The organism is Alloprevotella sp. (assembly GCF_057240785.1).
In genome coordinates this window covers 125,224-139,409 of record NZ_DBHHRH010000002.1, presented here as the reverse complement: position 1 = coordinate 139,409, position 14,186 = coordinate 125,224, and the positions used below count along the sequence as shown (strand labels likewise).

General features: G+C 49.1%; 11 protein-coding genes. 3 read left to right on the top strand and 8 right to left on the bottom strand.

Annotated features, from left to right (window positions below):
- Positions 1 to 5: 5 nt before the first annotated feature.
- The 4 genes from ACO4R2_RS00875 to ACO4R2_RS00860 form a co-directional block, all read right to left on the bottom strand.
- Positions 6 to 914, bottom strand: coding sequence for a M48 family metallopeptidase (locus ACO4R2_RS00875; protein ID WP_484768828.1), 909 nt, complete (start codon positions 912 to 914; stop codon positions 6 to 8).
- A 128-nt stretch (positions 915 to 1,042) separates the two neighbouring features.
- Complete coding sequence (locus ACO4R2_RS00870; protein WP_484768827.1) at positions 1,043 to 1,741, bottom strand: HAD family hydrolase; 699 nt, start codon at positions 1,739 to 1,741, stop codon at positions 1,043 to 1,045.
- A gap of 79 nt (positions 1,742 to 1,820) precedes the next feature.
- Entirely contained in the window at positions 1,821 to 3,893 is a 2,073-nt protein-coding gene (locus ACO4R2_RS00865; RefSeq protein WP_484768851.1) for a DNA topoisomerase 3, read from the bottom strand.
- A 97-nt stretch (positions 3,894 to 3,990) separates the two neighbouring features.
- Positions 3,991 to 4,764: an ABC transporter ATP-binding protein gene (locus tag ACO4R2_RS00860; protein WP_484768826.1), complete on the bottom strand. Its 774-nt coding sequence runs from the start codon at positions 4,762 to 4,764 to the stop codon at positions 3,991 to 3,993.
- 758 nt (positions 4,765 to 5,522) lie between these two features.
- On the opposite strand from ACO4R2_RS00860, the gene ACO4R2_RS00855 reads away from it, so the two are divergent.
- The 3 genes from ACO4R2_RS00855 to ACO4R2_RS00845 all read left to right on the top strand — a co-directional run bounded on the left by ACO4R2_RS00855 (position 5,523) and on the right by ACO4R2_RS00845 (position 11,688).
- Positions 5,523 to 9,533, top strand: coding sequence for a glycoside hydrolase family 2 TIM barrel-domain containing protein (locus ACO4R2_RS00855; RefSeq protein ID WP_484768825.1), 4,011 nt, complete (start codon positions 5,523 to 5,525; stop codon positions 9,531 to 9,533).
- A gap of 174 nt (positions 9,534 to 9,707) precedes the next feature.
- Positions 9,708 to 11,099, top strand: coding sequence for a threonine/serine exporter family protein (locus ACO4R2_RS00850; RefSeq protein ID WP_484768824.1), 1,392 nt, complete (start codon positions 9,708 to 9,710; stop codon positions 11,097 to 11,099).
- 64 nt (positions 11,100 to 11,163) lie between these two features.
- Positions 11,164 to 11,688 carry a flavin reductase gene (locus ACO4R2_RS00845; RefSeq protein WP_484768823.1) on the top strand — a complete coding sequence of 175 codons (525 nt, stop codon included), beginning with the start codon at positions 11,164 to 11,166 and terminating at the stop codon, positions 11,686 to 11,688.
- 133 nt (positions 11,689 to 11,821) lie between these two features.
- On the opposite strand, the gene ACO4R2_RS00840 is transcribed toward ACO4R2_RS00845, so the two are convergent.
- The 4 genes from ACO4R2_RS00840 to ACO4R2_RS00825 form a co-directional block, all read right to left on the bottom strand.
- Positions 11,822 to 12,487 (bottom strand): hypothetical protein, encoded by a 666-nt coding sequence (locus ACO4R2_RS00840; RefSeq protein ID WP_484768822.1) that lies wholly within the window; start codon positions 12,485 to 12,487, stop codon positions 11,822 to 11,824.
- A 117-nt stretch (positions 12,488 to 12,604) separates the two neighbouring features.
- On the bottom strand, positions 12,605 to 12,799 hold the full coding sequence (locus tag ACO4R2_RS00835; protein ID WP_484768821.1) for a hypothetical protein: 195 nt from the start codon (positions 12,797 to 12,799) through the stop codon (positions 12,605 to 12,607).
- A 38-nt stretch (positions 12,800 to 12,837) separates the two neighbouring features.
- Positions 12,838 to 13,503: a hypothetical protein gene (locus ACO4R2_RS00830; RefSeq protein WP_484768820.1), complete on the bottom strand. Its 666-nt coding sequence runs from the start codon at positions 13,501 to 13,503 to the stop codon at positions 12,838 to 12,840.
- 117 nt (positions 13,504 to 13,620) lie between these two features.
- Positions 13,621 to 14,109: a calycin-like domain-containing protein gene (locus ACO4R2_RS00825; protein ID WP_484768819.1), complete on the bottom strand. Its 489-nt coding sequence runs from the start codon at positions 14,107 to 14,109 to the stop codon at positions 13,621 to 13,623.
- Positions 14,110 to 14,186 lie beyond the last annotated feature (77 nt).

Sequence of the window (14,186 nt, the reverse complement as noted above, 5' to 3'; positions counted from 1 at the left end):
AAAGTTTATCGACGTTTCTTTGTGGTCTGCTTCTTCTTCGCTGCACCAGGTGTAGTTTGGTTGCGTTGAGGAGAGGACACAGAAAAGGCAGAAGCTGAAGTATGTTGTTGTGGCTTGTAGTATTTTAACGCCTCTGGCAAATCCTTCTGAATGGCCAAAATGCGATGTTCATCAGAGGGGTGATCGGAGAAAAACTCAGCGGGCTTACTACCTCCGCTTGCAGCCATGCGTTGCCAAAAGGCCACCGCCACCGTGGGGTCGTAGCCAGCCATGGCAGCAAAGATAAGTCCCATGTAGTCGGCTTCGCTCTCGTGGTTGCGGGAGAATTTGCGCAGCACGCTATTGGCGCCGAATCCGAAAACTTCGTTGCCCAGCGCTTGCCAAGAGCTATTGGTGGTTGCGCCCAAGATGGCACTAAATGCTGTTGCACCATATTGCGCCTTCATGCGCTTCGACATCTGCTCGGCACTATGGCGCGCCACAGCGTGGGCTATCTCGTGTCCCAAAACAATGGCCAGTGATGCTTCGTCTTTGGTGTATGGCAGAAGACCTTCATACACCACAATTTTTCCGCCAGGCATACAGAACGCATTGACGTTCTTGTCCTGGACGAGGTTGAACTCCCAAGCGTAGTTTTTTATCTCCTCCGCACGGCCATTCTGTATGAGGTAATTCTGAACAGCAGTGGCCAGTCTGTTTCCTACGCGTTTCACCATTTCTGTGTTCTGCTTATTGGTGGAAGGTATGGCTTTGCTCATATATTCTTTGTACTGCTGATTACTCAACGCCAGCACTTGTGCGTCCGTAACGAGTAAGTTCTGTTTGCGCCCAGTGAGAGGCACCGTTGATGTTGTTCCGCAGCCTACTAACAAGGAGGTTACCAATATCAACAAAAGAGAATGTATCTTCTTCATATTTCTTTTCTTTAGTGTATTCTATTCCTATTATCTGCAAAAATATAAACATTTCACAAGAAATACAAGCTAAACAATCATACTTATAGCTTTTCTCTGCTTTAGGTATAGATCGTTGCCTCCTTTTCTTACAACAGTTCGCCCAAACGATGGATGATAAATTCAGGGTGAGCTGTTTGAAGCATTGCTATATCGTGGTTGCCGTAGCTCACGGCGCAGGTGTGGCAACCGGCGCGGTTTCCCATCTCAATATCAAAGGTGGTGTCGCCCACTACGAGGGTGGAATCCGCCGCGAGGTGCATCCTGTCGAGGAGGGCCAATACCATATCTGGAGCGGGCTTGGGTGTGATACCGTCGTCGAAAGTCACGTTGGTTTCAAAAAACTTTTGGATGTCGTGCCGCTCAAGGATGAGTTCGAGACTGTGCCGATTGCGCGAAGTTACAATCGCTATTCTGATGCCTTGCTCATGGAGCTGCTCCAGCGTGGTCTTTACCTCGGGAAACAACTCTATGGTGGGAATCTCGTGAGTCATGAAAAGCTCGGCGTAGATACTCACCGCCGTAGCTGCCTCTTCTTTGCTAAATTCTCCCAACCGGCAAAACGCCTGGTTGAGTGGCAAACCGATACTTTTCACCATGGCATCCTCCGCGGGGACAGGGCGACCCATCGCCTCGAAAGAGGCGCGCAACGTGGCAACGATACCTGGTGTCGTGTTGGCCAATGTTCCATCGAAATCGAAGAGGATGCCGCCTTCGTGGGTGCGGCACTGTGCGAGGAGCGATGCGGGAGTAGTAGCTGCGGAAGAGGAAGTCGTGGAGTTTTGCATAAATATGTCTTAGTTTTTGCGTATGCTGTTGGTAAATAAGCGGCCTCTGTTCTTTACTATAACAGAGGCCTTCAGTGTTTTATTTCTTAAACGGTTTTCTAAATGTACACCCTTCTTTCCAGCGCGAGCAGCCGTAGGCCGTTTTGCCTTTGATAACCTTACCTTGTCCGCATTCGGGACACTGGCTGCCCACTCTGATGCGCGGCGTCTTTGGTTTGGCGGTTGCTGCGTCAGTAGCTGCCGGTGCACTTTTCTTTCTGGTTGTTTCGGTTGGTAGTTCCATCGTCACATGGCGGTTACTATTGTCGCAAAGCACGTCGTGTACAATTCGTTCTATCTGTTCTTTCAGTCCGTTGATGAATTCTGCCGGTTCATATTCGTGGCGTTCTATTTCACGTAAGAGTTTCTCCCATCGTCCGGTGAGTTCTGCACTTTTGAGCAAGTCCTCTTTTATCAGTCCGATGAGTTCTGTTCCCGTGGGTGTAGGGAAGAGCGATTTGCGCGTCTTGCGGATGTAGTTGCGGCGGAAGAGTGTTTCGATAATGGCGGCTCGCGTTGATGGGCGACCTATGCCGTTTTCTTTGAGCGCATCGCGCAGTTCGTCATCATCCACTTTCTGTCCAGCCGTTTCCATAGCGCGCAGCAGTGTAGCTTCGGTGTAGGGCTTCGGCGGCTGCGTCATCTTTTGCGTTAGTCCTGGCTGGTGTGGCCCTTGTTCGCCCTTTTTGAAATCGGGCAGCGTGCGTTCGTCGTCGCCCTGCTTGGCGTCATCATCGTCCTCTTTCTTGTCGCGTGCAAACACATCGCGCCAACCAGCCACCAGTATTTGCTTGCCGCTCACTTTAAACGGCACATCGGCCGCCTGGCCTTCAACGGTGGTTGTAGCAAACTTGCAATCGGGATAGAATGCAGCGATGAAACGGCGAGCGATGAGGTCGAAAACGGAACGCTCAATGTCCGTCAAGTTGTTAGGCTTCTGTCCGGTGGGGATAATGGCGTGGTGGTCCGTCACCTTTGATGAGTCGAACACCTTCTTACTCTTTTTGAGTTGCGCCCCACGGAGAGGTTGCAAGAGTTCGCCGTAGGCTTCAGAAATGCCATTGAGAATGTTTTTACACTGCCCATAGATATCGTCGGGCAGATAGGTGGTATCTACACGCGGATAGGTAGACACTTTCTTTTCATAAAGGCTCTGTACGAGTTTCAGCGTTTCGTCGGCCGAATAGCCAAACTTCTTGTTGCATTCCACCTGCAATGAGGTCAAATCGAAGAGGCGTGGCGGAGCTTCGGTGCCGTTCTTTCGTTCCACATTCGTCACCTCGAACGGCGCATCCTTGATTTTCTCCAGTGCGTTGCGTGCCTCTTCTTCGCTCGTGAAGCCGCGCCGTGCTGCACCTTGCTTCTTGCCGCCCTTGCTGTCCTCCGGCTGTTCGTCCTCATTGGGGTCGGTCGTGATGGCAGTAAAGGTGGTTTGGCGATAGTCCGTAGTCAGTACCCAATAAGGTTCGGGCGTGAAATTGTCGATCTCGTGTTGTCGATTGACGATAAGTGCCAACGTGGGCGTTTGTACGCGACCGATGGAGAGCGGAGTAGCCCCGCGCTCGCGTCGTCCGTATTTCAGCGTGTAGAGGCGGCTGGCGTTCATTCCCAGAATCCAGTCGCCGATGGCGCGGCATAGTCCCGCTTCGTAGAGGCTTTGGTAGTTGGTTTGCGGCTTGAGTGTGTTGAAGCCTTCGCGTATGGCCTCGTCCGTCATACTTGAGATCCAGAGCCGTTGCACGTCTTTTTTTACGCCCGTGAGCTGGAGCACCCATCGCTGGATGAGCTCGCCTTCTTGGCCAGCATCACCACAATTGACGATGGTGTCGGCTTTCTCGAACAATTCTTTAATGACAGCAAACTGGTGCTCTATGCTTTTCTCGTGTTTTAGGCGGATGCCGAAACGCTGCGGTATCATGGGCAGTTGCCCGAGGCTCCAAGGCTTCCACGTGGGGGTGTAATCCTCGGGGTACTTCAATTCGCAGAGATGTCCAAAAGTCCACGTCACTTGGTAACCGTTTCCTTCCATGTAGCCATCCTTACGAATGGTTGCTCCCAATATGCGCGCAATGTCTTGCGCTACGCTCGGCTTTTCGGCAATACAAACTATCATCGCTATAACCTTGCCACGTTCCGCTCCGAGGGGGAGGGAGAAGGCAAGCACCTTTATATCTTGTTGTTGAATATTCTTATTAAATGACTGCTGCACCTTATTGGTCAGCACTCGCTGCGGCCACAAAGCGCGGAGCATACTTCAGCTCTTTTTCCAATACTCCGCTCTCCAGCATCTCGCGGGTAGCCCCTTGCTGAATACCCTCGTGCCCGAGCAACCAAAGGCGGTCGGCCGTTTGGAAGGTGAGTTCGAGGTCGTGGGTAGAGATGAGAATCGTTTTGTGCTCTTCGTGCGCCAATCGTGTGAGGAGTTCCAACATTTCAATCTTACCCGGATAGTCGAGAAAAGCCGTCGGTTCATCGAGGAGTATGACCGGAGTTTGTTGTGCGAGGGCTTTCGCAATCATCACGCGCTGCCTCTCCCCATCGGAAAGGCTCGTGAGTCGGCGCCGCGCAAAGTCGGCCGTGTCCGTCAGGCAGAGCGCCTTGTCGGCCACCTCTCTGTCCTTCGCTGTGAGGCGTCCCGTCAAGTTGGTGTAAGGCATACGCCCCGTTTCCACAATCTCGCGCACTGTGAGAAAGCCCGTGTCGGGGCGGTCGGTAAGGACGATGCTCAGCAGGCGCGATAACTCTCGCGGCTGCATCTCTGTTAGTTCTCGACCGAGCCAGCGTACCGAGCCGCTGATGGGAGGGAGGAAACTCGCCAAGGTGCGGAGCAACGTGCTTTTCCCGCAGCCGTTGCGCCCCACAAGTGCCGTCATTTCGCCCACGGCAATTTCTCCCGTGAGTCTTTGACCTACGGGGTGAAGGGTCTTTCCCGACCGATAGCCGGTGGTGAGATTTTCGAGGGCGAGTGCGGGGGTGTTCATCATTGCAAAAGTATAGAAAAATGACGGAACGGCAAACATGGGCAACGCCAAAGCAGAGGTGCAAGAGTTGTGAGGAATTGGAAATGGATGGAGCTATACCCGCTCTTTACCTTTGTCGCTCTATCTTTCAACACCCTTGATGCGCGTCTTTTCCTTTTTGATATTATCAAAAATATTCGCAGTCTACGGCTCTGAGAATCGTTTGAAATCCAACTTGCAGTAAGTTGATCGTTGGATAGGTTCTGTTTCTACAACCCGTCCAATAAGGCTGTTCATAAATACAATAAGGAAGTTTTCAAACGCAATAAGGATGTCAGCTGACAGCCTTATTGTATCGGCTGACACAATAAGGAAAAACATAGCTCTACGGTACTTTTCGCTCACTGGTTTTATGCAAAAAAAGCGCTTTCTCCTCCCTTTTTGTCCTAAAAAGGAGAGGTTGTTCGTTTCAACCTCTCTTTTTTTCGCCTTCTTTTGCCTGTTTTCGCTCACATTCTGTAAGATTTGTTTCCAGAAGGAGAAAATGCGTTGTTAAATAAAACGAACAAAAAACGGGAATGCTTTCTCTGAAAAATAAGTCCGTAAGAGGTCGTCAATAGACTACTGCTGACGAGGTTTTCAACGAATGTGGGTAGCTTTCACATTGGCAGCCTTGATCGCTAAAATCTATGTGGACATCACTCTTCTTGGTTTTCCCTTTTCGGCGTGGTTTGTAAATCCCAAGTTTTATATTTATTTTTGTGCAAAATTCTACAATCCCTATGAATCGAAAAAATGTAACGTTGAAAGCTCTACTCGTGCTGGCGTTTTTGCTGTTTGCCCATGTGCTCACAGCCCAAGTGCGCTACGAGAAAGGGGCACTCTATGGAATCTTTGTGGGTGCGAACGGCACCGATGTGGTTTCTGTCGACAATCAAGGCAATGTGGTTGTTCAAAAAGCCGATGCTACCAATCCATCGCAGTATTGGCAAGTGGAAGAATTGAGTGGTAGTGTCCGATTGGTCAATCCTTTTCGGCATTTGGCCATTCGTTCCGATGAAGACGGCCTGCTGAAAGCTGCCGAAATCAATGGTTCTGATGAGGCTCAACTCTGGAAACTCGTCGATACAAAACAAGGCGTTGCTCTTTTGCCCACCAACAAGCAGGGCAAAAAGGTGATGGCGGGACGCAAGGGACAACTCTGCCTGACGGATGCAGAAAGCAAAGCATCGGAAGGAATTACGGTGTTCTCGCTCCGCAAATCAAAAGTGGCAGGTTTTGACGATTCGCAAACTTTCCGTATTCGCAGCGTAGCAGGTGCAAACGTGGTGCTTGGCAATGGTAACAGCGGCGAGAACAATGCCCGCATCGTTGGCGAACAGCTTGATCCTAACAATCGCGGTCAGTATTGGAACATCGCGATGGCGGGACTTGGCGAATATGCCGTGCAGAATGCTTACTACGACGAGAACTTCGACGATGGCGGCGATAATGCTGCTATCGACTATCTGCTACAGTGGCCCGCCGAGCGCGGCACATGGCGCAACGCCCGCTTCTTCTTTGAACCCGTCAGTGGGCAAACAGATGTTTACCGCCTTATTTCTGCTGGCGCAAAAGGTAAGGGCACAATGTACGCCCTTATTAATGGTCGTCTCAAATTGGTGAAATACGATGCCAAAGACCAGCAGGCGTGGTTTAGCTTTGAGCTGACTGATAAGCCGAAGTTCAAGCAAAACGAATGGGAGGACGAAACCGTCTTTGCCATCAATAAAGAAAGGGGTGTAGCTACTTATTTCCCCTACGCAACAGAGGCGGAGATGCTGGCAGACAAGGCTTTCTACAACAGTCCTTGGCTCTATCCGCAAAGAAACAGCCATTTCCGCTTGCTGAATGGTGTGTGGAAGTTTAACCTTGTTTCCGAGCCCAGCAAACGCCCCATGGATTTCTGGAAAAATGGTTTCGACGAAGCTGCATGGGACACCATCTCTGTTCCCTCTAATTGGGAGATGAAGGGGTATGATACACCTCTTTATTGCAATGTAGAATACCCTCATTCCAATACGCCGCCGTTCATCAATGCCCGTCCGGGTTACAACGATGGCGGTAAAAACTACGGGATAGACCCCGTGGGTTCTTACGTAACCTACTTCGACTCTCCAGCTGACTATAAGAATCGCAGAACATTCCTCCACTTCGATGGTATCTACTCGGCTGCTTTCGTTTGGGTGAACGGCCAATATGTTGGCTACACGCAGGGAAGCAACAACGTGACTGAGTTCGATGTCAGCAAGTACCTCACCGACGGCCACAACCGCCTCGCCGTGCAAGTTTTCCGCTGGAGCGATGGTAGCTACCTCGAATGTCAGGATATGTTCCGTATGAGTGGTATTTTCCGCGACGTATATGTTTACGATGTACCCAAAGCTGCCATTCGCGACCACGTTCTGACGGCGAAATTCTTTGAGAACTTCTCCGACGCCGCGCTGAATGTCAATCTGACTTTCGATAACCGCGACAATGTTTCTGGCTCACGCCGCGTAGTGGTGAAGCTCTACGATCCAGCAGGTAAGCAGGTGGGTGAGAAAAGTGTTGAAGTGGCTCTCACGCCGGGCAATGTGACGGATGCTAACCTCAATCTCCACGTGCCCCACTTTGTGGCGTGGACGGCTGAAACCCCCAACCTCTACACTGTGCGTATTCAGCAGTTCGATGGCGACCGCGAAGAGATGGCTTTCAGTACAAAATACGGTTTCCGCGATATTCGCGTTGCCAACTCTCTAGTTTATATCAACGGAAAGAAAGTCTTCTTCAAAGGCGTAAACCGCCACGACACATCGCCAGCTCATGGACGAGCTGTCACTTTGTCGGAGATGGAGCGCGACATCTTATTGATGAAGCAAAACAATGTCAATACGCTCCGCACGAGCCATTATCCCAACTCTCCGCGCCTCTCTTTCTTGTGCGACTACTACGGTATGTATGTTATGGAAGAAGCTGATTTGGAAGACCACGCAAACCAGAGCATTTCCGACCGTCCCAGTTGGATTCCCGCCTTTGTAGACCGTGACGAACGAATGGTGCTTCGCGATCGCAATCATCCTTCTGTGATTTTCTGGAGTCTCGGTAATGAGGCCGGAAACGGGGCAAACTTCAAAGAATGCTACGAGAAAGTTCGCGAGCTCGACAGTCGTCCCATCCATTACGAGGGAACGCGCGCGGGCAAGCCTTATGGTGGCTCTCGTTTCTCCGATTTCTATTCTAAAATGTACCCAGGTATGGCTTGGATGCACGAGAATACGAGCAACCTTGATAAGCCGATGTTCATCTGCGAGTATGCCCATGCCATGGGTAATGCTATCGGCAACCTGACGGAGTATTGGAATGTTATCGAGAAAAGTAACTCCACCATCGGCGGCTGCATTTGGGATTGGGTGGATCAAGCTATCTACAATCCGCAACTAATGAAGAAAGGCATTTACCGCCTCACAACGGGCTACGACTATCCAGGTCCTCATCAGGGCAACTTCTGTTGCAATGGAATTCTGCCTGCTACGCGCCAGGAGAGTGCGAAACTCAAAGAAGTGAAAGCTGCCTTCCAGTATGTAAAGTTTGCAGAGCAGCGCACGGATGTGGACAAGAACACGGTGGCAGTACGCCTCTATAACAACTACGACTTCACAAGTCTCAACAACTTTGTTCTGCGCTACGACGTGATGAAGAACGGCCACGTAGTGAGTACGAAAACTATGAAGCTGCCCAATGTGCTTCCTGGTGATAGCCTCACTTTGGTGCTTCCTATTAAGAAAGTGAAACTTCGTGCTGCAGCCGCTGTTGGCGATGAGGTTCTTCTTCAGCTTCATCTCCTTGAAGCTGCTGCCACGCGTTATGCCGCTAAAGAACACGAGGTGGCTCATCAGCAGTTTGCCTTGACTGCGCGCGGCTCTCTGCCTGCGCTCCACTCATCGGCAGCACCCACGGCCACGGAACTCCCAGGTAATGTTGTGCGCTATCAGAGCGGCCAATCGGCCATCGAAATCAATCGCACGACAGGTGCTGTTCGTTCGCTCACGCTCGGCAGCACGCACGTGGTAGGTGCTGATGGAAGTTTCCTTTTCAATAACCACCGATGGATTGAGAACGACCGCTTCGGCAACACGTCCGACGGATTGGCCGATAAGGCAGAGGTGCGCCTCGAAACATCTGCTCAAGGCACGCCTCAAATTATCGTGTCGCGCGACGGCTCTCTCTGCGGTCAGACGCTGAAGTACACGCTCTATCCCGAAGGCGTTGTGGATGTCGATGTAACCCTTCAGCCGAAGACGCCAAACCTTCGCCGCGCTGGTATCGTAGTGTACCTCGACAGTACCTTCCAGCACATGAACTATTACGCCCTTGGACCTTGGGAGAACTATAACGACCGCCGCGATGGAAGCCTTATGGGGCGCTACACAACCATGGTGGAGAATAGCGGAGAGCGCTATATGAAGCCACAGTCTATGGGTGGGCGAGAATTGCTTCGCGAACTCACGCTGACCGATAAGAATGGTCGTGGCATTCGAGTAGAAACAGAAGGCGATGTGAGTTTCTCCGCGCTCAACTATACTGACGCGCAGCTAATGGAGGCACTTCATAAAGAAGACCTCCAGCGTTATCCTGCCGTAGTGCTGCACCTCGATGCTTGCACACGCGGTGTGGGTAACGCCTCCTGTGGTGCAGATGTGGATACTTTACCGAAATATCGTGTAGCACAAAAGACGCAGCACTATAAGTTGCGCTTGCATGCTGCCAAATAAGGCACGTTGCTTGAGATTATAGAAAAGAAGACTTATTGCAGTATCACATCTGTGACTGCAATAAGTCTTCTTTCGTTTTCCTCCTACTGTCCGATAAGGGAAAGCCATGTGTTGGTGACTGCCTTCTGCCGATAATTTTGTAATTTTGCACCTCGAAAAATCAATAACTTATAAATGGAAGCAAACACTCATAGTAATTCAGTACATGACTTGCGTAGGAAACTCGATCTTCTGCTTCGTACAGGACAACTACTGGTTGAAAGTTCAGCAAATACGGACCGCATCAAGCGCAACATGAAGCGAACTGCAGCTTTCTTTGGATTGCCCGAAGAGAATCTTCACATCTACATCGACTACAAAATGCTGATGGTGAATTTCAGCGATGCCGAACATTCTTTCTCAAAGTTTCAGCGTTGCGAGAAGCACGGCATCAACTTTACAGCTATTTCCGCTATCAGCAAACTCACGTTCCGTGCAGTTCGTGAGGATTATTCTATCGACCAGTTTGAAGAGGAGTTGAACACCATTAAAGAACGCCCTCGCAACTATAGTCCACGCGTCACCGCTATTGGTGCGGCTTTCGCCTGCGGTGGCTTCTGCATACAGTTTGGCTGCGACTGGATTGCATTTCTTTTAGCATCTATTTGTGCTTATCTCGGTTTTCGCGCACGATTCTATCTGCTCAAAGCTGGAGTGAATCTATATATGTCCATTGCCATTGCAGCATTCGTTTCCACGTTCGCGGCTTGGCTCACTACCTTCTTGCCCGGTTGGACAACCACGCCCCTACATCCGCTCTTGGCGTGTGCACTCTTCATTGTGCCGGGAGTACCGCTGATCAATTTTGTAGACGATATGATGGAAGGCAATCACCAGGTGGGGCTCATCAGAGCAACTAATACGGCCATGATGATGGTTGGAATGGCTTTCGGAATAGCTTTCGCCCTCATGTTCTGCGGGCTAACCTTCGGTTTCAAGCCCGACATTATGGGTATACCAATGGTGCCGCACCACAACTACTGGGAATATGCTCTTGCAGCGGCCATATCTGGAATGGGCTTTAGTATGATTTTCAATATCCCCAAGCGACTGCTCTGGGTGGCGGCTTTAGGAGCCATCATAGCAGTTTGTACACGCAACTTCGTAAGCCTGCGTCCCGACGAATGCTGTTCTTTCTCGTTGGGCTTAGGCGGCGTCATCGGTAGCTTAGCCGGCTCTGCACTGGTGAGCCTGATAGCGCTGAAAGCAGTACACTGGCTTCACACCCCCAACCATGTTATCACGATTTCGAGTGTCATCCCAATGGTTCCAGGTGTGCTGATGTACCGCGCCCTTTATTCGTTCATCCAAGTGCCTGTTGACCACGAAACTCTCAACCAGACAATGAGCGCAGCAGTAGTCAACGGTGTGTCGGCCTCAATGATGATTTTCTGTATAGCCCTCGGTGTGGCGATTCCAAACGTATTTGCCCGTCGCTTTATCAATCGTAACAAACGGATGAAGTTTAACAAACTCATCGAGGCACGTAAGGATCGTGGCGATTTCATTTATCTCGAAGATTTATAATATTTTCTGCAACAGCCGTTCCCGTTGGGGAGCGGCTGGAAACTTTTAATTTATAAGAAAGATTATGCAACAAATTGATATTACTGAGTTAGGCAAAGAAAACGTTTTTGAACTTATCGGCAAAGAGTGGGGACTCGTCACTGCGGGTACTCTGGATAACTTTAACATGATGACAGTGAGCTGGGGAGCTCTGGGCGAACTCTGGGGAAAGCACGTGGCGATTATTTTTATCCGTCCCGAGCGTTATACGCATGATTTTGTGGAGCAACAGAATCGCCTGACGCTTACTTTCTTGGGAGAGACTGGGCGTGCCGCGCATAAAGTTTGTGGGAGTAAGTCGGGGCGTGATCTCGACAAAGTGGCAGCCACAGGGTTGAAGCCACTTGCGCTGGCCGACGATGCCGTGACTTTCGAGCAAGCCCGTCTCACTCTTGTTTGTCGTAAGATGTACAAAGGACATTTTGAGCCTGAGAAATTCCTCGATAAAGAACAACTCGAGCGTTGGTATAACGATCGGCCCGGTGGCGGTCTCCACGATGTTTATTTCTTAGAAATCGAAGCCGCCTATAAGGGCGATACTGCTTTATAGGCCTTTGCTATTCTGAGAGATAAGCAAGGCAATCTTTATCTTCTTTTTACCCATCAATATCCTTATTGCGTCAGCTGACAGAATAAGGGCGTCAACTGACAACCTTATTCTGTCAACTGACGCCCTTATTGTATCATTGCTTTCTTACACCATAGTGTTTGAGCAGCTCGTTTTGTCGCTCCTCAGGTGTTTGGCATCGGTATTTCATGTGCCAATCGTCCAGCTTGCTCTTGTATAAATCGCTTAGTTTCAAGACAACATCGAGCGTGGTGTCTGTAAGTTCTTTCACTTTCAGTAAGGTTTCTGATTCTTCTATTCCATAGGTTCCTCTACCTGTGGGATAAAAGTAATGGAATTTCACGAAAATGGTACCAAAAAAATTATCTATCCGATAATTATCCAGGGATACCGATGCACTTCCACATAATCCTCCACCAGGAGAAAACACTAATGTATTCCCATCTGTAAGCGAAATCCAACGCTGCTGTAGCTGCGTAAGGTTTACATAAGAATAGACCACACCAGGCAGATCATTTGCCTGGACAATGAGGGCATAACGATCGCCAGGACGCAATGTGCCTATCCGGTTCATCATCTTCCACGGCTTTTTCAGAATGGTGAGCGAAATCGTGTCCCGCTGGTCGGTGACAAAAACAAGGGAGGTGTCCTGTTGGCTGATTAGCGTGGCATAACTGGAGTAGTCAGGGGATGTCCCGATAACAGCCTCTCTTTGCGAGAAGGAGGATGTTGCCAAACAGAAAAGAGCTGCTAAAAGAGCCGTGCGTAAAGAGTGTAACATAAATCTATCGGTTTTGAAATTTCGGCAAAAGTAATAAAAAAAGCAGTCCGACAAGCATTGCTTACATCGGACTGCAACATTTATGGAATAAGGATAATATTACTTCTTCGTACCTTCCTATTTACCGTTCAAAAGCGCTTTCATCATTTTGTACATACGGCCGAAAGAGAAATCAAGATTGAGATTCAGCTTCTTATTGGCGAACGTACCAGAGATTTTGCTATGATTGATGGCAGCACTCTTGCCGTTCATCATGCCAGCACCTTCAACAGGATCTGCCGCGAAAGAAGCAGTAGAACCATTGAGCGTCAACTGACAGCCTTATTCTGTCAACTGACGCCCTTATTGTATCACTGCTTTCTTACACCATAGCGTTTGAGCAGCTCGTTTTGTCGCTCCTCAGGTGTTTGGCATCGGTATTTCATGTGCCAATCGTCCAGCTTTATATAGGATAAATCGCTCAGTTTCAAAACAACATCGAGCGTGGTGTCTGTAAGTTCTTTCACTTCCAGTAAGGCCTCTCCATCTGTGCGCCTATACGTTCCATCACCCGCGGGATAAAAGTGATCGAAGTTCACGAAAATTGTACCCCAATAGTCATCTATACGATAATTTTTTAGAGCTACCGAAGAACTTCCGCGTAACCTTCCTCCAGGTAAAAAATCTAATCTATTCCCATCTGTAAGCGAAATCCAACGCTGCTGTAGCTGTGTGATATTCAAATAAGAAAAAACTACACCTGGCAGCACATCGGGATGAACAACAATAGCATAACGATCGCCAGGGCGCAATGTGCCTATCCGGCTCATCATCTTCCACGGCTTTTTCAGAATGGTGAGTGAAATTGTGTCTCGCTGGTCGGTGACAAAAACAAGGGAGGTATCCTGTTGGCTGATTAGCGTGGCATAACTGGAGTAGTCAGGGGATATCCCGATAACAGCCTCTCTTTGCGAGAAGGCGGATGTTGCTAAACAGAAAATGGTTGCTAACAGGACCATGCGTAAAGAGTGTAACATAAGAGTGTATCTTTTAAAATTCCGGCAAAAGTAATAAAAAAAGCAGTCCGACAAGCATTGCTTACATCGGACTGCAACATTTATGGAATAAGGATAATATTACTTCTTCGTACCTTCCTATTTACCGTTCAAAAGCGCTTTCATCATTTTGTACATACGGCCGAAAGAGAAATCAAGATTGAGATTCAGCTTCTTATTGGCGAACGTACCAGAGATTTTGCTATGATTGATGGCAGCACTCTTACCATTCATCATGCCAGCACCTTCAACAGGATCTGCCTCGAAAGAAGCAGTAGTACCATTGAGCGTCAACTTCACATTAGTAAGCTTCAGATTTGTCATCTTAGAAGCCGGACGACCAGGACTTGCAGGGCTACCCGTAATTTCAGTAAAGGTGATGTTCACCAAGTTGTTTCCAGCCTTTTCCACTTTCACTTCTGTATTATCAGTAGCATAAGGAGCGTCACCTAAAGAAACAGTGAATGCACCTGAATAGGTACCACAAACATCTTCAGCCGTGAGAGCTTTGTCTTCATCCTTTGAGCAGCTCGTAGCCATCAAGCAGAGACCGAGTCCCAGAATGGCGAAAAATTTAGTTAGTTTCATAAAAATTTTAAGTTAAATTAAATTCGGATGCAAAAATAAAGCATTTCCTTATCCCTTACAATACCCTTTTTTAGGTA